Here is a 21,027-nt window from a genome sequence, read left to right as displayed (position 1 = left end):
CGCGGGCATGGGGGCGTGGATTCATGTTTAGTACTGTACGGTACAGTTTTATTTTGAACCTGTTCAGGCGGCAATGAAAGACAAAATGTCGCACCGGTGAAATTTTTTGTGACAATCATCGGGATCAGGATGAACAGCAAGGGGAGTGCAGGCATGGTGTTGCAGGTGGTGGCGAGTACGCCCAGGACGTTGGTGGTGATGCCGGATGCGGTGTTGGCGCCGTGGGTGAACCAGGCGTTGATCGACAGCTTTGTGCTGCACCAGCCGTTTTTGCCGTGGGCCAAGGCCGCACCGGCGTTGCAGGACACGCGCAACAACCTGCGCCAGGCGTTGCTGGACCACGCGCGGGTGGCGGCCGAGAAGCGTTACTTCATTCTCACGGCCGATCAGACCGCGGTGATTGGCTGTGCTGGCCTGTATCCGGACCCTGCGGGCGAGCATGCGCATGTGCTGGGGTACTGGGCCAACGTCGGGTACAGCGGGCAGGGGTTGATGAGCGAAGGCATCGGCGCGCTGCTGGCGGCGCAGGATTTCGGCACCTTGCGCCTGACCGCGGCGTCGGTGAACGGCGCCAGCCATGGGCTGGCCAGGGCGCTTGGGTTCGAGGTGGTGCGGGTGGTGGAGGGTGTGCGCGATACACCGTGGCATGGGGTGCATGACACCTGGATATTCGAGCGCAGGGTTGAGGGATGATTGAGGCGGGGCTGCCTTGCAGCCCATCGCGGGTCAAGCCCGCTCCCACAGGTATTGCGATGTTCCTGGGGCCGGCGCAGTACTTGTGGGAGCGGGCTTGACCCGCGATGCGGTCAGAAGGTGGCGCGCACGCTCAGGCGCAGGTTGCGCGGCTCGCCGTACCAGCCCTGGCTGTAGAAGCCGATCTGCTCGTAGTAACGCTTGTCGAACAGGTTGTCGACATGCGCACTGACACTCAGGTGGTCGTTGAGGGCGTAACGGCTCATCAGGCTGACCAGCGTGTAGCCGCCTTGCTCCAGGTCGGTGAAACCGCCCGGCATCGCCACGTCGCTGCGTGACACGCCACTGCGCCACGTCGCGCCTCCGCCCACGGTCAGCTTGTCCAGCACACCGCCCAGACGGTAGGTGGTGAACAGCTTGGCCTGGGTGCGCGGGTGGTTGGTGTTGATCGCCTTGTCGTCGGCATTGCGGGCAATGAAGTGGGTGTAGCTGGCCGACAGGTTCCACTGCTCGGTGAGCTGCCCGGCCAGCTCCAGGTCGAAGCCGTCGACCCGCGCCCCGGTGCCGGCCTTGTACGCCTGCTCATTGGGGCGCCCCTCCACGTTCACCCCCGGGATCGCTTCGGCCAGGCCCTCCTGCTGGGTGCGGTACACCGCCAGCGCTGCGTTCAGGCGACCGTCCAGGTAGCCGGCCTTGATGCCGGCCTCGTAGCTGTCACCGGTCACCGGGTCGAGGATGCTGCCGTCCGGCCCGCGCGCGTTCTGCTGGTTGAAGATGCTGGTGTAGCTGGTGTACAGGCTGTAGGTCGAGTTCAGGTCATACACCAGCCCCGCGTAGGGTGTCACTTCGTTGCGGTAGCGGTACTGGCGCAGGCTGCCGTAGTAGTCCTGGTCGATTTCCCAGTTGCTGACCCGTGCGCCGAGTATCAGGTGCAGCGGGTCGGCCAGCGACAGGCGCGTTACCGCGTAGCCGCCGTTCTGCCGGGTGTGGGTGGCATCGCCCGAGGCACGCACGTTGGCCCAGGCGGGCTCGGCAACGTGGTTGCTGTTCCAGTCCATGAAGTTGCCGGTATCCGGTACCGTGCCCAGCGGCCTGAACTGGTCGATGGTCAGGTCATCGTCGATGCTCATCGCACCGAACGCCAGCTCGTGGCTGCGGCCCAGCAGCTGGAACGGCCCGCTGGCGGTCAGGTGCCAGTCGTCACGGGTGCGTTCGCCCTCGTACTTGAGGAAGCTGGCCGACATGCCGCGCCCGGTTTCGCGGTCCGGGTAGCCGCCGCGGTACAGGTAGCGCATGCGGTAGTTGCCTTCGAAGCGGCTGTAGGCGGCGCGCAGCTTCCAGTCGTTTTCCAGCTGGTGCTCGAGGTCGACGAAGGCGGTGGTGGACTCGGTGCCGAAGTAGCCCCACTTGGTGTTGTTGGCCGCCGATCGGCCGAAGTCGGTACGCCCGCCGTCCTTGTAGAACAGCGGAAAGCCGCTGCCCATGCCGTCGGTTTCGTTCTTCTGGTACTCCAGGCTGGTGGTCAGCCGGGTGCGCGGGCCCAGTTCGCTGCTGACCACGCCGTACAAGGTGCGCGAGCCGTAGTCCAGGTAGCTGACGTGGCTGTCCTTCTGCGAATAGGCGGCCACCACCCGCGCGGCGATGCGCCCGTCCTCGGTCAGCGGGGCCGACACGTCCACATCACCCCGTCGCTCGTCCCAGCGCCCGATGCCCGCCGAGCCGCTGGCGGCGAACTCGGGCAGCGGGCGCTTGCGCACGAAGTTGACCGCCGCCGACGGGCTGCCGGCGCCGGTCAGCAGGCCGGTGGAGCCGCGCACGATCTCGACGCGATCATAGATGGCCGAGTCCATCTCGGTGGCGCCGAAGTTCCAGAAGCCGTTGATCGGCGAGGCCAGGCCGTCGAACTGGAAGTTGTCGATGGTGAAACCACGCGCCGAGAACGACAGGCGATTGCTGTCGTTGCGCACATGGGAAATGCCCGGCGCGCTGTCGAGAATCTGCGCGGTGTTGCTCAGGCCCTCGTCCTCGATCTGCTGGCGGGTCACCACGCTGACCGACTGCGGGGTTTCGCGGATCGACATCGGCAAGCCGATGGCGGTGGACATCGCGCCGGTGGTGTAGCTGGCGCTGCCTTCGGTGGTCTGCGGCCGGTACGCCTCGCCCTGTACGTCGGTGGCCTGCAGTGTCAGCACCGGCTTTTCGGCGGACTCCTCGGCACTGGCCATCAGGGAGACAAAGGCCCCGCCCAGCAGGGCGATACGCACGCTGCTGATCGGTCGGGTAGAGGGGGCAAGGCGGCGCTGCATGGGAATCGTTCTCCGCAGAGTATCGTTATCGTCTGCGTATTATTCACAGTTGCTTGCGGGGCCACGTTTGGCAGATGCCAGACTGCTTATGGGCGCTGCCAAAGCGTGCGTCGGGAGGGGAACTTCAGGCGGTCTCGCGGGGGGCGTGGCCAAAGCGCTGGCGAAACGCGGTGGCGAAATTGCTGGCGTGGCGGTAGCCGACATGGTGCGCGGCCTGCTGGATCTGCCAGCCCTGTTCGAGCAACTGGCGGGCCTGGTCGAGGCGCCGGTTGCGCAGGTAGCCGAACACCGTTTCGCCGTACAGCGCGCGGAACTTGCTGCGCAGTGAGCTGCTGCTCATGCAGGCCAGGCGCGCCAGTTCGGTGAGGTCGTGCTCGTCGCCGGGCTGCTGGTGCAGGTGCTCGCGCACCCGTTCGAGCATCAGCCGGTCGCGTGGGCACAGGCCCGGCGAAGGGCCCGGCAGGCTGTCGAAACTGGCCAGGCCGTGGCTGAGCAGTTGCAGGCTCAGGCCCTGGCACAACAGGTGCTGCAGGGTGCCTTGCCAGCGACCGGACAACATGTCTTCGATGCCCGCCAGCAGGTGCGCCGGCAGGGCCCAGCAACTCAGGGCCGAGCCGTGGCCGCGCAGGCGGGCCTCGATCAGCTCGGCCAAGGCCTCTTCGCCCACATCCTGCGGGCGGCGCAGCGACAGGTTGAGCCCGCGCAGGTGCGCGCCACCGCGGTGCAGTGCCGACATCGGCCGGCCATCGCCGCACAGCGCGGTGATGCAGGCGCCTGGTTGCAGGGGCTGGGTGCGGGTGTAGGTGATCGAGGCCTGACCCTGAAGTACCAGCGCGAGGGTCAGGTCGGGCATGTCCAGCGAATCGGCGCGGTAGGTGTGGAAGGCCTGCACGTCGGAGTTCACCAGGCTGAAGCCGGGGGCCAGGCGATGTTCGCTGATATGGCCCTGCATCAGGCACGGATCGTCCTCGCCGCCGTCGCCTTCGGGCAGGCTATAGTGCACGTCGTAGCGCTGGCCCAGGGCATGGAAGTCGCTCAGCAGGTAGCGGGTGGGCGCGGACAAGACAGGGCTCGGGTGTCGAAAAAAGGAAGGCGATAATAGCATTCATTCTCAAATGCAGGGTGGCTGGAGTGGGGCGGTGATGAGCGAAACATGTCAGGTGCGCCAAGCACTGGAAACGGATGCGCCGGCGATCAGCCGGGTGATTGTCCAGGCCTTGCGCACGAGCAACAGCAAGGATTATTCGCCGGCGGTGATTGCGCGGGTGGAGCAGAGTTTTTCCCCCGAGGCGCTGCTGGGGTTGATGGCGCGCCGGCAGGTGGTGGTGGCGCAGTTGGGCGGGCAGGTGGTGGGTACCGCGAGCCTGGAGGGGGACGTGGTGCGCACGGTGTTCGTGGCGCCGGACCGGCAGGGGCTGGGCATCGGTCGGGCCTTGATGCTGCATGTTGAAGAGCTGGCCGGTGCGACGGGGGTGCAGGCGCTGCGGGTACCGTCCTCGCTGACGGCGCAGGCGTTCTATGCGCGGTTGGGGTATGCGGTGGTGCGCGAGGTGGTGGAGGGGGAAGAGCGCACCATCGTGATGGCCAGGGCGCTGGGCAGGTGACACCGCGTCGGGGCATTCGCCGGCAAGGCAGGCTCCTACAGGCCGTGTAGGAGCCGGCCTTGCCGGCGAAGCAGACGCCTCAGAACTGCGGCGTGTACTTGACGCTGAACATCATGTTGCGCGGCTCGCCGTAGTTGTTGTTGCCGCCGAGCTGGTTGTAGCCCGAGGCAATGTAGTGTTTGTCGAACAGGTTGTTGGCGTTGACTGCCACGCTCACCTCAGGCGTCAGCTGATAGGCCAGGCGTGCATTCCACACCGTGTAACCGGGCACATCAAACGTGCTTTCGTAACCCAGTGTGTGGCTCTGGCTGCTGAAGCCCAGGCCCGCGCTTACGCGGCTCCAGTCGCCCGGCAAACGGTAGTCGCTCCATACCCGCAGCATGTGCTTGGGGGTCCACTGGTTGAAGACCTTGCCTTCGTTCTCCGGGTCCTTGATGTACGTGGTGGTGGTGTAGGTGTACCCGGCGAACAGCTGCAGGTCGGGCATCACTTCGCCACTGATTTCGGCTTCGAAACCCTGGCTGCGCACCTTGCCGGACGCTTTCGAACAATCGCCGGAGCCGCATTGCGCAGAGGCGTCGGTGATCGCTCGGTTGTTCTGGTCGTAGCGGAACACGGCGAACGAGGTGTTGACCCGGCCATCCATCAGTTCGCCCTTGAGGCCCACTTCGTAGTTGCTGCCGACAATCGGCTTCAGTACCGATTGTGCGGCATCGAGTTCGCTCTGCGGCTGGAACACGTCGGTGTAGCTGGCGTAGGCCGCCCATTCCTGGGTCAGGTCATAGATGATGCCGGCATAGGGGGTAACCACACCGGTTTCGGTCATGACGCTTGGGTCAGCGACCGTCACCGTGTTGCCCTGTGTGATGACTGAGGAGTAGCGGAAGTCGTACCAGCTCACGCGCGAGCCAAGCACTACGGTCAACGGCTCGGCCAGCTTGACCCGCCAACTGCCGTACAGGCCTTTCTGGCGCACGTCATATTCGCTTGCGGTGGCTCGGCCGCCGTCACGCATCAGGCTGTCGTAGCTGGGTTTGGGGCGGTCGTGGTCGATATCGAAGATATTGCCGCCGTTGATGAAGGTGCGCGCGAACACATCGTCGGTCTTGAGCTGGGAATAGTTGCCACCCAGGATGAGTTCCTGTTGCAGCCCCAGCGTCTCGAAATGGCCGTTGACGTAGGCGTCCAGCCCCACCTTGGTCGAGTCGAAGTCGGTGTACCAGTTGGCATACTGGACACCACTGCCGTCAGGATTCAGCCCTTGGCCGGTGGTTTGCACCCGCTGGTGCAGCGAGTCGTTGCTCTCGCTCATGTACACGGCGGCGGCATGCACCTTCCAGTCGTCGTTGAAGCGGTGGTCGAGGTCGGCAAACACCGTGGTCACGTCGATTTCGGAGTGGTTCCAGCGCGCGCCGGTATAGGTCGAGCGCGGCACGTCCACAGGGCGTCCGTCGGCATAGCGCGGCAGGCCACGCAGCATGGGCCGCGAGGTGTTGTCCGAGTAGCTCACGCCCACACCCACGGTGGTGTCCGGGCTCAGGTCGAAATCCAGCGCGCCGTACAGCGAGTGGGTCTTGCTCCACTCGTAGTCGATGAACGACTGGCTCTGGTCTTCGTCGGCGACGAAGCGCCCGCGGATCGTGCCCTGCTGGTTCAGCGGGCCGCCAGCGTCCAGTTGCAGGCCGTAGTGGTCCCAGGAGCCGGCCTTGCCGGTGACGGTCACGGTGGGTTTGTCCTGCCCGCGCTTGCGCACCAGGTTGATCGCGCCGCCCGGGCTGCCGGTGCCCTGCAGCAGGCCCGAGGCACCGCGCAGGAACTCGATGCGGTCGAAGAAGATCAGGTCCTGGGTCGCCCAGTTGCCCAGCGAGTAGGTGTTGCGCGGAATCGGTACGCCGTCGTACTGCCAGTCGTCGATCTGAAAGCCGCGCGACATCAGGATCATGCCCTTGCCCACGCCTTGCTGGCCGACCAGGCCGGTGGTCTGGTTGGCGGCGTCCTTGAGGTTGGTCAGGCCCTGGTCGTCCATCTGCTTGCGGGTCATGACGCTGACCGACTGGGGGATTTCCTTGAGCGTGTGTTCGCCCTTGCCGATGGTGGTGACCCGCGCTGCGTAGGAGTTCGAGCCTTCGGTGGTGGCCAGGTTGCGCACCTCGGTGATGCTGGTGGCGCCCAGCTCCAGTGCGCCGTCGGCACTCACACCTTGCACCACGCTGAAGTGGCCGCTGCCGGTCACCAGCAGTTGCAGCCCGCTGCCGGCGAGTGCGGCCTGCAGGGCCTGCTCGGCGCTCATCTGCCCACGGACGGTCGGGGCCTGTTTGCCCTGCACCAGGGCCGGGTCGAGGGAGATGATCTGGCCGCTCTGGCTGGCGATGGCATTAAGCGTGGCGGCGAGCGGGCCGGCCGGCAGGTTGAACGCAAGTGCCTGCTGCTGGGCAGACACGGCGCAGCTCAGGGTGGCCAGGGCAACGGCGACGGGGAGGGCGCGGGACCAAGGGTTGAGCACGGAATTCTCCTGATTGTGTGTGCAGTCAGGAGATAGGTGGGATGAGAAATGAAAACCGGACACAAATGCGATTGTTTTTCATAAAAACTTTTCAGAGGGTTCTCGGGCTCAGCTTTTCGGGCCGATCAGGGTCAACCACGGGCCGTAGTGTCGTACCTCGATCGGCAGTGTTTCGGCCAGCGCACCGAAGCTGCGCTGCGGATCGTTGAGCGGGAACACCCCTTGCACGCGCAGGTTGCGCACCTGCGGCGCGACCCGCACGAAGCCGCGGGTGTAGGGGCACAGCGCGTCGACCACTGCATCCAGCGGGTCATCCAGTACATTCAGGTGCCCGTTCAGCCAGTCGGCGCGGTGACGCTCGTCACGGCCCAGACGCTCGATGCGCTGGGCGTGCAGCAGGGCGGCCTGGCCTTCCTGCAGGTCCAGTTCGCTGCCATCGTGCAGGCGTGCGCGCACCGCATGCTGCAGCACCACCACGCGGGTGGCGTCGGGCTGCTGGCTGACCAGAAAGCGCGTGCCCAGCGCGCGGATTTCGCCCTGGGCGGTGCGCACGCGCAGGGGGCGCTGCGGGTCGGGTGCCACTTCAATCACCAGTTCGCCCTGGCGCAGCAGTACCAGGCGCTGGTGGGCATCGAATTGAAGGTCGACGGCAGTGCTAGCGTTCAGGCTCAGCTGGCTGCCATCTTCCAGTTCCAGGGTGCGCCGCTCGCCGGTACCGGTGTGCAGGTCGGCCATCAGCGTGGTGCCGACCTCGCTGCGCGCCGCCAGCCACAACCCGCCGCCCAGCAGGCCCAGCCCGCCGATGGCGCGCAGCACATCGCGCCGGGAGGTGCCGGGCTGCATCAGCACGCGCCGGGCTTCGCCGGCCTGGCCGGGCAGGCGCTGGTCCAGCGCCCGCACGGTGCCGAACGCGCCACCCAGGCGCTCCTGCAGCCGGCCCCAGGCCTGGGCATGGGCCGGGTCGCTGTTGAGCCAGGTATCGAAACGGGCGTGCAGGCGGGTGTCGTTGCGGTCGGCGCTCAGGCGCACCATCCAGTCGATGGCCTGCTCCGCGGCCGGGTCGAGGCGGGCCTTGCTCATGGTGCCATCTCGGCCAGGTAGCACTGGCGCAGGGCCTGTTTCATGTAGCGGCTGACGGTGCGTTCCGACAGCGCGAGCTTGCGCCCGATCTCCACATAGCTCAGGCCATCGAGCTGGCTGTAGAGGAAGGCTGCCTTGACCACCGCGGGCAGGCCGGTGAGCGCTCGGTCGATGGCCACCAGCGCTTCGACCAGCAGCAGTTGTTCCTCCGGGGAGGGCGCTACCTGTTCGGGCAGGCTCGACAGGCGTTCCAGGTAGGCATTTTCGAGTTGGCGGCGGCGGTGACGATCGAAGATCAGCCGGCGTGCGATGGTCGACAGAAAGGCCCGCGGTTGCTGGATGCTGTCCGGATCAACCCGCGCCACCAGCAATTGGCAGAACGCCTCGGCAGCCGTGTCTTCGGCGTCGGCGCGGTTGCGCAGGCGCTTCTGGATGTGTTGCAGCAGCCAGCGGTGGTGGTCGCTGAAGAAGAAGCCGAGCTTGGAGGAAGGCGTGTGCACCGGGAACGACTCGACAGTGAATGTGAATAGTTCTCAATACTACAGTGTCGCAATGCCTGTGTGTAGCCTGGGCGCGGGTGCAGTCGCGCGCGGGTTGCGCCAGGGCGCGTTGCCGGCTCTGCCGTCAACGCGCCCCAGGCATGACCGTCAGGCGGCGGCCTGGGCTTGCAGCACCAGTTGCCCGTCGACCTCGACAACCAGCCCGCTGGCGACGAACAGTGGCACCAGGCGTTTGTGCAGCTGTGGCTCGACGAAGGCCTTGATGGCGTCCAGGTCCAGGTTGCCGCTGACATCCAGTTCGGCCTTGGTGTAGGACAGCCAGGCTTTTTTCAGGACCATCAGCACATCGCTGGCGGTGGTGGTGGCGAAGCGGCGATGGGTGACCTGGCCCTGGAAGTCGAAGGTATGGGCGAAGGCGTAGCCGCTCTCGTCGCCCTTGTTTTCCAGGCAGCGGCTGCATGCGCAGGCGCCGTCGGCGAATGCGGCGCGCAGGTAGGTGTTGAAGTCCACCACGGGTTTGAGGCCCAGGCGCTTGTCGACTTCGAACAGGTCCCCGGTCATGTTCGCATCAGCGTTCAACGTCATTTCCTCACAGTCATCCAGTTGGGTTTGCAGGGCGGCACAATACCAGCCTGGGCTGCCAGTGGGTACTTGCGCAGGGATGTCGCGGGTTCAGCTAAGCGCTACGACGCCTGGCCCACTCATCCACCACATCCCCCATCGTCCGCGCCGTACCATCGACTATCCATGCCATCAACGGCCGGTCGAACCTGAAATCCTCGCCACACTGCTCACGCATGAACCGCCGCACGTTCTGCGTGTTGCGGTAATCCTCGCCCACCGGTGTCTCCCGGGTAATCACCCCGCCATGCCAGTCAAAAGCCATACCGTGTCTCCTTGCGTCGTTTGAGGGTTTCACTGGGCAACTCCTTGAACAGCGCCTGATAACTGCTGGAAAACCGCCCCAGGTGCCAGAACGACCAGCGCATTGCCACTTCCGCCACGGTGTGGCCGCGCGCGGTCAGCAGCTCGCGGTGCGCGCCATTGAGGCGGCGCAGGCGCAGCCAGTGGCTGGGCGTGATGCCGGTGTACGCCTTGAACGCATGCTGCAACTGACGCACCGAACTGCCGGCCACCTGCGCCAGTTGCAGCAGGTTCAATGACTCCTCCGGCGAATCCGCCGCCCATTCGCTGACCTTGCGCATGATGGTGCGCTCCTCGGTGCGCCGCCACAGCTCGCCTCGGTCCAGGCACACCGAGGCGGTGTCGAGAATGTACAGACAATCGTCCAGCAACTGCCTGGCCAGCACCTGCTGGCACGGCGCGTCCTCGCTCTGCGAGAGGCGCGTCAGGGTACTGCTCAGCCAGCCGCTGAACAAGGCATTGCGCTGGGAATTGAGCGGTGCCATGAACAGACCTTCGAGCGCCGCAACGTCCACGCCGTGCTCACGCACGAACGCAGGGCCGAACACGACGGCCACTTCCTGGTAGTTCTCGGGGGTGATCCAGATGTTGCGGCTTTCGCCATTGAGCACGTACAGGCTGTTGTCACTGCGGTCGAAGCAGAACGACAGCGAACCGCCGGGGGCGCTGAAGCTCTGCTCCACCCGGGTGTTCATGCGCTCTTCGTACACCTCCACGCCGTGCAGGTCGAGGCAGCGCACCATCCCGGCAAAGTGCCCGGGTGACATCTGCTGGTAGTGCTGTGCCCAGCCTGGCGTGGCGCGTACCTGTTCGGCCACATCGGCACTGGTGAAGGCCTGTACCCGCAAGGGCGACGGGGTTGTCATGAGAACCTCTGAATGCACTGCTTTGGTGCATTTTCTTCTGCTCAAAGTGGATAGATGCAGCCGCAGTTGCGGCACCAAGATAGACCTCAACGCGGCGCAGGGGAAGCCAGGCCTTGCCCGCCCGCGCCACACACACCCTTGCGCATGCCCTGCATCACGACAACGAGGTTCTCATGAATACCCCCTTCGATCAGCTGTCCACCTGGCTGAAAGAACACAAGATCACTGAAGTGGAATGCGTGGTCACCGACCTGACCGGTATCGCCCGCGGCAAGATCGCCCCCACCAACAAGTTCCTGCATGAGCGAGGCATGCGCCTGCCGGAAAGTGTGCTGCTGCAGACCGTGACCGGCGACTTCGTCGAGGACGAGATCTACTACGACCTGCTCGACCCGGCCGACATCGACATGCTCTGCCGCCCCGACTCGACGGCCATCTACCCGGTACCCTGGGCGCTGGAGCCCACCGCGATCGTGATCCACGACACCTTCGACAAGCAGGGCAACCCCATCGAGCTGTCGCCGCGCAACGTGCTCAAGAAAGTCCTCAAGCTGTACGCCGACAAGGGCTGGCAACCGATCGTGGCACCGGAGATGGAGTTCTACCTGACCCAGCGCTGCGAAGACCCGGACCTGCCGTTGCAGGCGCCACTGGGCCGTTCGGGCCGCGCCGAAAGTGGCCGCCAGTCGTTCTCCATCGATGCCGCCAACGAGTTCGACCCGCTGTTCGAGGACGTCTACGACTGGTGCGAGGCCCAGGGCCTGGACCTGGACACGCTGATTCACGAAGACGGCCCGGCGCAGATGGAAATCAACTTCCGCCACGGCGACGCCCTGGACTTGGCCGACCAGATCACCGTGTTCAAACGCACCATGCGCGAGGCCGCACTCAAGCACAACGTCACCGCCACCTTCATGGCCAAGCCGGTGGGCGACGAGCCGGGCAGCGCCATGCATCTGCACCAGAGCGTGGTCGACAGCGCCACCGGCAAGCCGATCTTCGTCAATGACGACGGCAGCATGAGCGAGCTGTTCCTGCAGCACATCGGCGGCCTGCAGAAGTACATCCCCAAGGTGTTGCCGATGTTCGCGCCCAACGTCAACTCGTTCCGCCGCTTTCTGCCCGACACCTCGGCACCGGTGAACGTGGAGTGGGGCGAAGAGAACCGCACCGTGGGCCTGCGCGTGCCCACCTCCAGCCCCGAGTCGATGCGCGTTGAGAACCGCCTGCCCGGCGCCGATGCCAACCCGTACCTGGCGATTGCCGCCAGCCTGCTGTGCGGCTACCTGGGCATGGTCGAGGGCATCGCGCCCAGCGCCCCGGTGCAGGGGCGTGCGTATGAGCGGCGCAACCTGCGCCTGCCGATCACCATCGAGGACGCGCTGGCGCACATGGAAGACTGCCCGACCATCGAACGCTACCTGGGCAGCAAGTTCGTGCGTGGCTACGTGGCGGTCAAGCGCGCCGAGCACGAGAACTTCAAGCGCGTGATCAGTTCGTGGGAGCGCGAGTTCCTGCTGCTGAGCGTGTGATGCGCTGACCTGCCGATCATCGATAAAACAATCAGAAGAGGTGTCGATATGCGTCTGTTGAAATCCGTGTTGCCGGTGGCCCTGGGGTTGCTGTGGGGGGCCGCCGCACAGGCCCAGCCGAGCGTCAGCGTGTACAACTGGACCGATTACATCGGCCCCACCACCCTGGCCGACTTTCAGGGGGCGACCGGGATCAAGGTGATCTACGACGTGTTCGACTCCAACGAAACCCTGGAGGGCAAGCTGCTGGCGGGGCGCACCGGCTACGACGTGGTGGTGCCGTCCAACCACTTTCTGGCGCGCCAGATCAAGGCCGGGGCGTTTCTGGAACTGGACCGCTCGCAACTGCCCAACTGGAAGAACCTCGACCCGGTTCTGCTCAGGAAACTGGAGGACAACGACCCCGGCAACCGCCACTCGGTGCCCTACCTGTGGGGCACCAATGGCATCGGCTACAACGTCGACAAGGTCAAGCAGGTGCTGGGCATCGACCATATCGACTCGTGGGCGGTGCTGTTCGAGCCCGAGAACCTGAAAAAACTCAGCCAGTGCGGCGTGTCGTTCATGGATTCTGCCGACGAGCTGTTCCCGGCAGTGCTCAACTACATGGGCCTGGACCCGCGCAGCGAAAACCCGCAGGACTACAAGAAGGCCGAGGCCAAGCTGCTGGCGCTGCGCCCGTACATCACCTACTTCCATTCCTCCAAGTACGTCACGGACCTGGCCAACGGCGACATCTGCATCGCCTTCGGTTACTCCGGCGACGTGTTCCAGGCGGCCAACCGCGCCAGGGAAGCCCACAACGGCGTGAACATCGCCTATTCGATTCCCAAGGAGGGCAGCAACCTGTGGTTCGACCTGCTGGCGATCCCGGCCGACGCCACCAACCCCAAGGAGGCGCACGCCTTCATCAACTACCTGATGGACCCGCAGGTGATCGCCAAGGTCAGCACCCTGGTGGGCTACGCCAACCCGACGCCGGCTTCGCGCCAGTACATGGCCGCCGACCTGGTCGACAACCCCGAGGTGTATCCGCCCCAGGCGGTGCTCGACAAACTGTATATCTCCAGCACCCCCACGCCGGCCATCATGCGTTTGATGACCCGCTCGTGGAGCAAAGTGAAATCGAACAAATGAACAACGTGAATGGCAATGCGCAACACGCCCGTTCGTACTACGCAGCGACGGCCAGACGCCAGGCCGACTACCCGACGCTGGAGCAGGACCTGATCGCCGATGTGTGCGTGATCGGCGGTGGCTTCACGGGGGTCAACACTGCCATCGAACTGGCTCGCCGCGGGCTTTCGGTGGTGTTGCTGGAGGGGCGGCGCATCGGCTGGGGTGCCAGCGGGCGCAACGGCGGGCAACTGATTCGCGGCATCGGCCACGAGGTGTCGGGGTTTGCCCGCTACGTGGGGCAGGAAGGGGTGGCCTACCTGCAACGCGCCGGCATCGAGTCGGTGGAGGTAGTGGGCCGCCGGGTGCAGGAGGACGGCATCGACTGCGACCTGCGCTGGGGCTTCTGCGAGCTGGCCAATACCCCGGCGCAGTACGCAGCGTTCCAGGCTGAACAGCAGAGCCTGGAGGCGCTGGGCTATCGGCACCAGACCCGACTCTACGGGCCGCAGCAGATGCACGAGGTGGTGGCCTCGAAGGTGTATGCCGGCGGGCTGCTGGACATGGGCTCCGGCCACCTGCACCCGCTCGACCTGGTGCAGGGCGAGGCGCGCCTGGCGGCGTCGCTGGGGGTGCAGGTGTTCGAGCACAGCACGGTGCTCGAACTGGTGCATGGCCCCACCGTGCAGGTGCGCTGCGCGCGCGGCAGCGTGCGGGCCGGCAGCCTGGTGCTGGCGTGCAATGCGCACCTGGACGACCTGGAGCCACGCCTGAGCGGCAAGGTGCTGCCGGCCGGCAGCTACATCATCACCACCGAGCCGCTGTCGGCACCGCGCGCCGCCGGGCTTATCCCGCAGAACCTGGCGCTGTGCGACCAGAAGGTCGGCCTGGACTACTACCGCCTTACTGCCGACCGGCGCCTGCTGTTCGGCGGGGCCTGCCATTATTCCGGGCGCGACCCGGCGGATATCGCCGGCTACATGCTGCCCAAGCTGCTCAAGGTGTTCCCGCAGCTGGCGGATGTGCGCATCGACTTTCAGTGGGGCGGCAAGATCGGCATTACCGCCAATCGCTTTCCGCAGGTGGGATGCCTGCAGCAGCACCCCAACGTGTTCTACGCCCAGGGCTATTCGGGGCACGGGGTGAACGTCACCCACTGGACGGCGAAGTTGCTGGCCGAGGCGATCCACGCCGGGCATAGCCAGGGCCTGGATATCTTCAGCAAGGTGCCGCACATGACCTTCCCCGGCGGCCCGGCCCTGCGCTCGCCACTGCTGGCGCTGGGCATGTTGTGGTACCGCCTGCGCGAGCTGCTGGGGTAGGGCGGCGCAAATCGCCGGTTGCAGCTACTGTGCATCTATCAGAGGCTCACAAGAAGGCTCGGTCATGCGCTCATTCGCTGCAGTTTGCTGTCTTGCCGTGTGGTTGATCGCTGTTCTGCCGGGCTCTGCCGCCGCGGCGCCGCCTGCGGCGGTAGCCGAAGACAAGGCCCAGGTGCTGGAGCAGAAGGCTGCCGAACAGGGGCGCGAGGCCAGCGTACCCAGCGACCAGGCCATCACCCGCAGCGAAGTGCAGGCGGTCGACCCCAAGGGCGAGGCCGCGCTGGATGACGCGATCACCTGCCTGGCGCGCACCCTCTACTGGGAGGCCAAGGGCGGTGAGGCGGCGGACATGCAGGGTGTGGCCAGCGTGGTGATGAACCGGCTGGGGCACGAAGGGTTTCCGGGCACCGTGTGCGAGGTGGTCAAGCAGGGCATCAAGGAGCGTACATGCCAGTTCTCGTGGTGGTGCGACGGGCGCTCGGACGATGTGGAAGAGCCGGTGCAGTACACCGTGGCCAAGGAAATCGCGCGCAAGGCGCTGAATCAGCAACTGACCGACAGCACCGATGGCGCGATGTACTTTCATGACCGCCATGTGCATCCCGCGTGGGCCAGGACGTACTTGAAGACCGCCGAAACCCCCAGGTTCCTGTTCTACAAGCCGCGTGCGGGGGAGGCGCGGTGATTGGCAGGTAAGCAGGGCGCAGCCTGTTTTCAGCAGTATGTAACCTGATAACTTTGCCAGTGTCGGTTGATTAGGCGCTGTTGTATGGTGATGCCTGACTTCGCGGTTAGTTGGCGTGGTACGCGATTGAATCGGAAGAGGATGATGGCCATGTCAAGCACTGGTGTGTTAGTGACGGATGAGTGTCGAAATGCTTACGATTCGCTCAAGTTAAGTAAAGCGCTTAGGTATATTGTTTTCAAGATCTCAGATGATTACAAGGAGGTTGTTGTTGAATCAACAGGCGATAGGTCCGCAACCTACGAGGATTTTCTGAACGCGCTGACCCCGAATGAAGTGCGATATGCTGTCGTCGACTTTGAGTTTGAAACCGTTGGGGGGAGGCGAAATGCAATTTTGTTTACTCTATACTCAGATGATTTAGCCGCCATAAAGAAAAAGATGGTCTATGCCTCCAGTAAAGATGCACTTAGACGTGCTTTAACTGGTATTGCTGTAAATATTCAGGCATCTGGAAAAGAAGAACTTGAATACGACGAGGTTCTGGATACGGTTCGTCAAAAACTTGCAATTCGGTGAATATCCATTCGGGCTTACTCTGTACAGCCTGGATAGAGAGCACATTCACGACCGTCCATCTCGAAAGTCGAAAATGTCGGGGCACGATAACTGCAGGAGGCTTCGCCAACCCACTTCCATTGTGAAGCGCAGGGCTTCATGCCATTGCCGACCGGTGACCAGTTCTCAGGATAAAGCGGCCACTCCTTGTCGATGAGGCGGTACACGAAGCGCAGGTCGGTCTTGTTCAGCTGGGTGTAGGCGACGTTGGCGACCGGGCCGGGGTGCCTGGAGGTCCGCTCCAGCGGTTGCCACTGGCTGTCGGCGGCGAGGCAGTCGATGTCCCTGGCCAGCACGTGGCGCTCATGCCCGGGCACGATGTGGTAGGCCGTGCCGCACAGGCGGCGCACAACCAGCTCGGGGTCTGCGTCGCGCACCGGCCCAGTGCCGTCGGGCAGTGCCGGCAATACCTTGACCCCCGCCAGGCTGTACCGCCCGCTGGGGGACTTGATGCTCACTGTGATGTTGTCCAGTTGCTGGGTGCAACTGCCGATGGTGTAGGTCAGCGGGATCCTGAACGTGACGGTGCGCGCGTCGGGGTGCGCATCGGCCTGGTCGGTGCGGTACTGGTTGGGGCGCGAGCGCATGCCGCCGGTGGCGGGGGAGGCCACGGTGCAGCGGTACGGGTCGAGCGGGGCGTAGCTGGCGTTATAGGTGACGCCGTGGTTGGGCGGGAGTTCGGCGATCAGCGTGGTGCTGCTCAAGCCGTAGTGGCTGGTGGCGCCCACGACGCTTTCCTTGGCGACGAAACCGATCAGGCTGCAGGCGGGCAGCAGGGGCAGGGCCAGTAGCAGGTACAGCGGTTTCATCCGGGGCCATCCGTGGGCAAGTGCGGGAGGGGATGGTGCGCGATTGTGCGGGTGTGGGCAAGGGGCTGCACCGACCCAATCGCGGGTCAAGCCCGCTCCCACAGGATCACCGCAGTCATGTGGGAGCGGGCTTGACCCGCGATGGGGCGTTGGCCGTCATGCCAGCCCCTCAGAACGACCGCACGATCCGCCCCAGCGTCTCCATCGCCTGCTCCGACTGCTCGGTCCAGGGGCTGCCGTAATTGAGGCGGATGCAGTTGCGAAACCGCCGCGTCGGCGAAAAGATCGGCCCCGGCGCAATGCTGATGCCCTGGGCCAATGCCATCTGGAACAGCTTCAGCGAGTCCATCTGCTCCGGCAGCTCCAACCACAGGAAGTACCCGCCGCTGGGGTGGCTGACCCGCGTCTGCGCCGGGAAGTGCCGGGCAATCGCCGCCAGCATGGCGTTCTGCTGCTCTTCCAGCGCATAGCGCAGGCGCCGCAGGTGGCGGTCGTAGCCACCATGCTGCAGGTAGTCGGCAATCGCCGCCTGCGCCGGCATCGATGCACACAGCGAGGTCATCAGCTTGAGCCGCTCGATCTTCTGCGCATAGCGCCCGGCCGCCACCCAGCCGATCCGGTAGCCCGGCGCCAGGCTCTTGGAGAACGAGCCGCAATGCATCACCAGCCCTTCGGTGTCGAATGCCTTGGCCGGCTTGGGCGCCTGCTGCGCGTAGTACAGCTCGGCATACACGTCGTCTTCGATCAGCGGCACCTGGTGCACGCTCAGCAGCTCGACCAGCTGCTTCTTCTTGTCTTCCGGCATGCTCGCGCCCACCGGGTTCTGGAAGTTGGTCATGCACCACACGGCCTTGACCGGATGCCGCTCCAGCGTCTGCGCCAGCACCCCCAGGTCGATGCCTTCGCGCGGGTGCACCGGAATCTCCACCGCCTTGAGCTTGAGCCGCTCCAGAATCTGCAGGCAGGCATAGAACGCCGGTGCCTCGATGGCCACCAGGTCACCCGGCTCGGTTACCGCCTGCAGGCACAGGTTCAATGCCTCCAGCGCACCGTTGGTGATCAGCAGTTCTTCCATCGGCAGCATCAAGCCGCCGACCATGTAGCGCAGGGCGATCTGGCGGCGCAGTTGCGGGTTGCCCGGCGACAGGTCGGTGACCACCATGCGCGGGTCCATCTCGCGGCTGGCGCTGGCCAGCGAGCGCGCCAGGCGCGGCAGCGGGAACAGGTTGGGGCTGGGGAACGCCGAACCGAAGGCCACCGTCTGCGGGTCCTTGATCGAGTCGAGGATCGAGAACACCAGCTCGCTGACGTCCACCTCGGTCGATTCGCTGGCCTGCTCGATGATCTGCGGCTCGTTGAACTGGCGCGGGGCGTGGGTGTTGACGAAGTAGCCCGAGCGCGGCCGGGCCCGGATCAGCCCGCGACGCTCCAGCAGGTAGTAGGCCTGGAACACCGTGGACGGGCTGACCCCGTGGGTCTGGCTGGCGTAACGCACCGACGGCACGCGCTGGCCGGGGCCGAGTACCCCGGAGCGAATCAGTTCGGCAATGTCGTCGGCGAATTTCTCGTAGCGTTTCATCATGGCTCTGGGCGGTCTGACTCAGCGGAGTGTATGTGATCAGCGGTTCAAAGGCGCGACAAAACGGCTGCGCGCAAGGCTGCGCACGTTCGGCTGGTCGGTGTCGATGAGTTCGAAGCTGATCTCCTGGGAGCTGCTGGGCGCACGGTCGGCCAGCATCGCCACCGAGACCGGTATATCGCTCATCTCGCTGGCCGCCAGGGTGAACTCGGTCTTGCCATGCAGTTCGAAGCCCTCGGCGTCCACCAGGCGCAGGCGGTAGGTCTGCGGCTGCTGGGTCTTGTTGATGACCTTGAGGGTGTAGATGTTCTCGATCTGCCCCAGGGCGTTCTCGCGGAACAGGCCGCGGTCCTTGATCACGTCCATCGACACCATCGGGCGTTGCTGCAGGGCGATCACCAGGGCGCCGATCATCACCACCAGCACGGTCACGTAGCCCAGCAGGCGCGGACGCATCCACTGGGTGGTGCCGCCTTGCAGGGTGTGCTCGGACTTGTAGCCGATCAGCCCGCGTGGGTAGCTCATCTTGTCCATGATGCTGTCGCAGGCGTCGATGCAGGCGGCGCAGCCGATGCACTCCATCTGCAGGCCGTCGCGGATGTCGATACCGGTGGGGCATACCTGCACGCACATGTGGCAGTCGATGCAGTCGCCCAGGCCCTGGGCCTTGTGGTTGGCGTCCTTCTTGCGCGGCCCGCGCGACTCGCCGCGCTGCGGGTCATAGGCGATGGTGAGGGTGTCCCTGTCGAACATCACGCTCTGGAACCGGGCATACGGGCACATGTGCATGCACACCGCCTCGCGCAGCCAGCCTGCGTTGATGTAGGTGGCACCGGTGAAGAACAGGATCCAGAACAGGCTGACGCCACCCAGCTGCAGGGTGAACAGCTCCTGGGTCAGTGGCCGGATGGGGGTGAAGTAGCCGACGAAGGTCAGTGCGGTCAGCAGGCTGACGCCCAGCCACAGGGTGTGCTTGGCTGCGCGGCGCGCCAGCTTGTTGGGGCCCCAGGGCGCCGCATCGAGCTTGATGCGCTGGTTGCGTTCGCCCTCGGTGACCTTTTCGCACCACATGAACACCCAGGTCCAGGTGCTTTGCGGGCAGGTGTAGCCGCACCAGACGCGCCCGGCGAACACGGTGATGGCGAACAGGCCGAAGGCGCAGATGATCAGCAGCGCCGACAGCAGGATGAAGTCCTGCGGCCAGAAGGTGGCGCCGAAGATGTGGAACTTGCTGTCGGCCAGGTCCCAGAGGACCGCCTGGCGCCCGTCCCAGTTCAGCCAGACGGTGCCGAAAAACAGCAGAAACAGAAAACCCGCGCCACCCAGGCGCAGGTTTCGGAAAAAGCCGGTGAAGCTACGGGTGTGGATGTGTCTGTCGCTGCTGGCGGCCTTCTTCTTGAACGTGGAGGGCTCGGCAATTTCAACGATCTGGACGGGAATTCGTTCGCTCATGGTTCGTCGCTCATCAGGCCTCGATCAGGCCAGAGCACTATGGCGTCCCATCTGTTTGCATAACAGGTGCAGATATCTGGATAAAAACCGTATCAGATTATCCCTTGAAACCCTGCAGCCCTTATATGATCGAGCCCTCCTCGGAGGTCTTCAAATGCCTGCGACTATCCACCGCACCTGCCACGGTGAGCGCGTCAGCCTCTGCCTCGGTGATCGGCACCCGTTGCCCGGCCAGGGTCGCGATCGACATGCGCAGGCCGGCATCGGTGATGATCTGCACCTCTGCCGCTTCACCTTCGATGTTCAGGTCGTCGGCTATCAGGGTGCAGCGCTTGGTGGTTTCGTTGATTTCAATGGGCATGGCGGTGTCCTCGAACGGGGGGCTTACAGCTGTGACCCCGTTGCCGGCCGGGTTGCTGAGCGTGGCCGATCAGCGGTCGACAGCACTCGCGCGCCAGGCTGTTGTCCATCCAGTATCCCCTTGCTGATGGACGCTGCTCATGGACGCCTGGTGGCACCAAGTCTGGTCGACACTGATTGCCGAATTCGCCGATATCACCGATGCCAAGCAACTGACGCAGGTGACGGTGCGCCTGTTGATGGCTGCGCTGCTGGGGGCGGTGCTGGGCTTCGAGCGCGAGCTCAAGGGCAAGGCGGCGGGAGTGCGCACGCACATGCTGGTGGCCATCGGTGCGGCGCTGTTCGTGCTGGTGCCGCGCATGGCCGGGGCGGACGACGCAGCGTTGAGTCGGGTGGTGCAGGGGATCGTCGCCGGCATCGGCTTTCTGGGGGCGGGCACCATACTCAAGGGCAAGGAGGACGATGCGGGCCATGTGAAGGGCCTGACCACTGCTGCGGGCCTGTGGATGACCGCCGCCATCGGCGTGGCCGCAGGCATGGGGCGCGAAGCCACTGCACTGGTGAGCACGGTGCTGGCGTTGCTGGTGCTGGGGGTGATGCCGTGGGTGGTCGACCGCCTGGAGAAGCGCAAGCCAGAGGATGACCAGCAGAACGAGTAGGGCAGCAAGCACTGAGGGGAGCCTGGGCTCCCCTCAAATTTTGTTGCGTGTGCTCTTTTTATTATTGGAGGGTGGTCTATTGTTGTTTTTGGCGACCCTTGCCTCTTGTTGCGTTGCGATCCCCATCCGGGATCAAGAGCAAACGTATTTTTTTGAGCGCTGATCGACCTTTATCATTGCTGATCCAACCGAGACGGGCGCTACCTTGGGGTAGTTTTATTGTTCTCTGTCAGGTCGCGGGGCACGCCCCCGAAAAGCCATCCACTTCAAAAAAATCTGTTAGCTGCGCCTCTGCCGTGTTGTTCTTGTTATGTCAGAGCCGGTACGTCTTATTTTTATTGGGTTGTCGCATTTTTTATTGTTGTTGTACGAAAGATATAGCAGGTGCCGTGCCAACTTTTTAAAACCCAATAAAATCA

The 21,027-nt window shown here is 64.5% G+C and carries 20 protein-coding genes; 8 read left to right on the top strand and 12 right to left on the bottom strand.

Going from position 1 to position 21,027, the window contains the following annotated elements:
- Positions 1 to 129 precede the first annotated feature (129 nt).
- Positions 130 to 693: a GNAT family N-acetyltransferase gene (locus tag LOY33_RS16060; RefSeq protein WP_258659384.1), complete on the top strand. Its 564-nt coding sequence runs from the start codon at positions 130 to 132 to the stop codon at positions 691 to 693.
- Positions 694 to 806: 113 nt separating this feature from the next.
- Here LOY33_RS16060 and LOY33_RS16055 read toward each other — a convergent pair whose 3' ends face one another.
- Positions 807 to 2,999, bottom strand: a complete 2,193-nt coding sequence (locus LOY33_RS16055) for a TonB-dependent siderophore receptor (protein ID WP_258659383.1) — start codon at positions 2,997 to 2,999, stop codon at positions 807 to 809.
- Between the two features lie 124 nt (positions 3,000 to 3,123).
- Entirely contained in the window at positions 3,124 to 4,062 is a 939-nt protein-coding gene (locus LOY33_RS16050; RefSeq protein ID WP_258659382.1) for a helix-turn-helix transcriptional regulator, read from the bottom strand.
- Positions 4,063 to 4,141: 79 nt separating this feature from the next.
- On the opposite strand from LOY33_RS16050, the gene LOY33_RS16045 reads away from it, so the two are divergent.
- The gene (locus LOY33_RS16045) at positions 4,142 to 4,603 is read left to right on the top strand and encodes a GNAT family N-acetyltransferase (RefSeq protein ID WP_258659381.1); all 462 of its coding nucleotides are present in this window, start codon (positions 4,142 to 4,144) and stop codon (positions 4,601 to 4,603) included.
- 79 nt (positions 4,604 to 4,682) lie between these two features.
- Here the strand turns inward: LOY33_RS16045 and LOY33_RS16040 are convergent, their stop codons facing one another.
- The 6 genes from LOY33_RS16040 to LOY33_RS16015 all read right to left on the bottom strand — a co-directional run bounded on the left by LOY33_RS16040 (position 4,683) and on the right by LOY33_RS16015 (position 10,476).
- A complete protein-coding gene (locus LOY33_RS16040) occupies positions 4,683 to 7,106 on the bottom strand; it encodes a TonB-dependent siderophore receptor (RefSeq protein ID WP_253087274.1) in 2,424 nt (807 codons plus the stop codon).
- 108 nt (positions 7,107 to 7,214) lie between these two features.
- The gene (locus LOY33_RS16035; RefSeq protein WP_258659380.1) at positions 7,215 to 8,186 is read right to left on the bottom strand and encodes a FecR domain-containing protein; all 972 of its coding nucleotides are present in this window, start codon (positions 8,184 to 8,186) and stop codon (positions 7,215 to 7,217) included.
- Complete coding sequence (locus LOY33_RS16030; RefSeq protein ID WP_043860903.1) at positions 8,183 to 8,686, bottom strand: sigma-70 family RNA polymerase sigma factor; 504 nt, start codon at positions 8,684 to 8,686, stop codon at positions 8,183 to 8,185. Before LOY33_RS16030 ends, LOY33_RS16035 begins: the two co-directional genes overlap by 4 nt.
- 147 nt (positions 8,687 to 8,833) lie before the next feature.
- Positions 8,834 to 9,271, bottom strand: a complete 438-nt coding sequence (locus tag LOY33_RS16025) for a hypothetical protein (protein ID WP_054915124.1) — start codon at positions 9,269 to 9,271, stop codon at positions 8,834 to 8,836.
- Positions 9,272 to 9,362: 91 nt separating this feature from the next.
- Positions 9,363 to 9,572 (bottom strand): DUF6434 domain-containing protein, encoded by a 210-nt coding sequence (locus LOY33_RS16020; RefSeq protein ID WP_116054828.1) that lies wholly within the window; start codon positions 9,570 to 9,572, stop codon positions 9,363 to 9,365.
- Positions 9,562 to 10,476: a helix-turn-helix domain-containing protein gene (locus LOY33_RS16015; protein ID WP_258659379.1), complete on the bottom strand. Its 915-nt coding sequence runs from the start codon at positions 10,474 to 10,476 to the stop codon at positions 9,562 to 9,564. Before LOY33_RS16015 ends, LOY33_RS16020 begins: the two co-directional genes overlap by 11 nt.
- Positions 10,477 to 10,649: 173 nt before the next feature.
- On the opposite strand from LOY33_RS16015, the gene LOY33_RS16010 reads away from it, so the two are divergent.
- The 5 genes from LOY33_RS16010 (at position 10,650) to LOY33_RS15990 (ending at position 15,710) form a co-directional block, all read left to right on the top strand.
- Positions 10,650 to 12,008, top strand: coding sequence for a glutamine synthetase family protein (locus LOY33_RS16010; protein WP_043860899.1), 1,359 nt, complete (start codon positions 10,650 to 10,652; stop codon positions 12,006 to 12,008).
- Positions 12,009 to 12,056: 48 nt separating this feature from the next.
- Entirely contained in the window at positions 12,057 to 13,145 is a 1,089-nt protein-coding gene (locus tag LOY33_RS16005) for a polyamine ABC transporter substrate-binding protein (protein WP_043860898.1), read from the top strand.
- A complete protein-coding gene (locus LOY33_RS16000; RefSeq protein WP_258659378.1) occupies positions 13,142 to 14,446 on the top strand; it encodes an FAD-binding oxidoreductase in 1,305 nt (434 codons plus the stop codon). Before LOY33_RS16005 ends, LOY33_RS16000 begins: the two co-directional genes overlap by 4 nt.
- Positions 14,447 to 14,510: 64 nt before the next feature.
- Complete coding sequence (locus LOY33_RS15995; RefSeq protein ID WP_058541232.1) at positions 14,511 to 15,131, top strand: cell wall hydrolase; 621 nt, start codon at positions 14,511 to 14,513, stop codon at positions 15,129 to 15,131.
- 150 nt (positions 15,132 to 15,281) lie between these two features.
- The gene (locus LOY33_RS15990) at positions 15,282 to 15,710 is read left to right on the top strand and encodes an actin depolymerization factor/cofilin-like domain-containing protein (RefSeq protein WP_258659377.1); all 429 of its coding nucleotides are present in this window, start codon (positions 15,282 to 15,284) and stop codon (positions 15,708 to 15,710) included.
- Between the two features lie 14 nt (positions 15,711 to 15,724).
- On the opposite strand, the gene LOY33_RS15985 is transcribed toward LOY33_RS15990, so the two are convergent.
- The 4 genes from LOY33_RS15985 to LOY33_RS15970 all read right to left on the bottom strand — a co-directional run bounded on the left by LOY33_RS15985 (position 15,725) and on the right by LOY33_RS15970 (position 19,950).
- Complete coding sequence (locus LOY33_RS15985; RefSeq protein WP_258659376.1) at positions 15,725 to 16,558, bottom strand: hypothetical protein; 834 nt, start codon at positions 16,556 to 16,558, stop codon at positions 15,725 to 15,727.
- A 169-nt stretch (positions 16,559 to 16,727) separates the two neighbouring features.
- Positions 16,728 to 18,137, bottom strand: coding sequence for a GntR family transcriptional regulator MpaR (mapR, locus tag LOY33_RS15980; protein ID WP_043860894.1), 1,410 nt, complete (start codon positions 18,135 to 18,137; stop codon positions 16,728 to 16,730).
- A gap of 39 nt (positions 18,138 to 18,176) precedes the next feature.
- On the bottom strand, positions 18,177 to 19,589 hold the full coding sequence (gene ccoG, locus LOY33_RS15975) for a cytochrome c oxidase accessory protein CcoG (RefSeq protein ID WP_043860893.1): 1,413 nt from the start codon (positions 19,587 to 19,589) through the stop codon (positions 18,177 to 18,179).
- Positions 19,590 to 19,710: 121 nt separating this feature from the next.
- Positions 19,711 to 19,950 carry a DUF3203 family protein gene (locus LOY33_RS15970; RefSeq protein ID WP_043860892.1) on the bottom strand — a complete coding sequence of 80 codons (240 nt, stop codon included), beginning with the start codon at positions 19,948 to 19,950 and terminating at the stop codon, positions 19,711 to 19,713.
- Positions 19,951 to 20,089: 139 nt separating this feature from the next.
- On the opposite strand from LOY33_RS15970, the gene LOY33_RS15965 reads away from it, so the two are divergent.
- Entirely contained in the window at positions 20,090 to 20,608 is a 519-nt protein-coding gene (locus tag LOY33_RS15965) for an MgtC/SapB family protein (protein ID WP_043860891.1), read from the top strand.
- The last annotated feature ends 419 nt before the right edge of the window (positions 20,609 to 21,027 follow it).

This window comes from Pseudomonas sp. B21-036 (assembly GCF_024748925.1).
GTDB lineage: Bacteria > Pseudomonadota > Gammaproteobacteria > Pseudomonadales > Pseudomonadaceae > Aquipseudomonas > Aquipseudomonas palmensis.
This window is presented reverse-complemented; position numbering and strand designations above follow the sequence as displayed.

What these genes read in the sequence shown, in the direction of transcription:
- LOY33_RS16060 (WP_258659384.1), top strand. Translation starts at nt 130, where the DNA reads ATGAACAGCAAGGGGAGTGCAGGCATGGTGTTGCAGGTGGTGGCGAGT.
- LOY33_RS16055 (WP_258659383.1), bottom strand. Translation starts at nt 2,999, where the DNA reads ATGCAGCGCCGCCTTGCCCCCTCTACCCGACCGATCAGCAGCGTGCGT.
- LOY33_RS16045 (WP_258659381.1), top strand. Translation starts at nt 4,142, where the DNA reads ATGAGCGAAACATGTCAGGTGCGCCAAGCACTGGAAACGGATGCGCCG.
- LOY33_RS16035 (WP_258659380.1), bottom strand. Translation starts at nt 8,186, where the DNA reads ATGAGCAAGGCCCGCCTCGACCCGGCCGCGGAGCAGGCCATCGACTGG.
- LOY33_RS16025 (WP_054915124.1), bottom strand. Translation starts at nt 9,271, where the DNA reads ATGACGTTGAACGCTGATGCGAACATGACCGGGGACCTGTTCGAAGTC.
- LOY33_RS16020 (WP_116054828.1), bottom strand. Translation starts at nt 9,572, where the DNA reads ATGGCTTTTGACTGGCATGGCGGGGTGATTACCCGGGAGACACCGGTG.
- LOY33_RS16015 (WP_258659379.1), bottom strand. Translation starts at nt 10,476, where the DNA reads ATGACAACCCCGTCGCCCTTGCGGGTACAGGCCTTCACCAGTGCCGAT.
- LOY33_RS16010 (WP_043860899.1), top strand. Translation starts at nt 10,650, where the DNA reads ATGAATACCCCCTTCGATCAGCTGTCCACCTGGCTGAAAGAACACAAG.
- LOY33_RS16005 (WP_043860898.1), top strand. Translation starts at nt 12,057, where the DNA reads ATGCGTCTGTTGAAATCCGTGTTGCCGGTGGCCCTGGGGTTGCTGTGG.
- LOY33_RS16000 (WP_258659378.1), top strand. Translation starts at nt 13,142, where the DNA reads ATGAACAACGTGAATGGCAATGCGCAACACGCCCGTTCGTACTACGCA.
- LOY33_RS15995 (WP_058541232.1), top strand. Translation starts at nt 14,511, where the DNA reads ATGCGCTCATTCGCTGCAGTTTGCTGTCTTGCCGTGTGGTTGATCGCT.
- LOY33_RS15990 (WP_258659377.1), top strand. Translation starts at nt 15,282, where the DNA reads ATGTCAAGCACTGGTGTGTTAGTGACGGATGAGTGTCGAAATGCTTAC.
- LOY33_RS15985 (WP_258659376.1), bottom strand. Translation starts at nt 16,558, where the DNA reads ATGAAACCGCTGTACCTGCTACTGGCCCTGCCCCTGCTGCCCGCCTGC.
- mapR (WP_043860894.1), bottom strand. Translation starts at nt 18,137, where the DNA reads ATGAAACGCTACGAGAAATTCGCCGACGACATTGCCGAACTGATTCGC.
- ccoG (WP_043860893.1), bottom strand. Translation starts at nt 19,589, where the DNA reads ATGAGCGAACGAATTCCCGTCCAGATCGTTGAAATTGCCGAGCCCTCC.
- LOY33_RS15970 (WP_043860892.1), bottom strand. Translation starts at nt 19,950, where the DNA reads ATGCCCATTGAAATCAACGAAACCACCAAGCGCTGCACCCTGATAGCC.
- LOY33_RS15965 (WP_043860891.1), top strand. Translation starts at nt 20,090, where the DNA reads ATGGACGCCTGGTGGCACCAAGTCTGGTCGACACTGATTGCCGAATTC.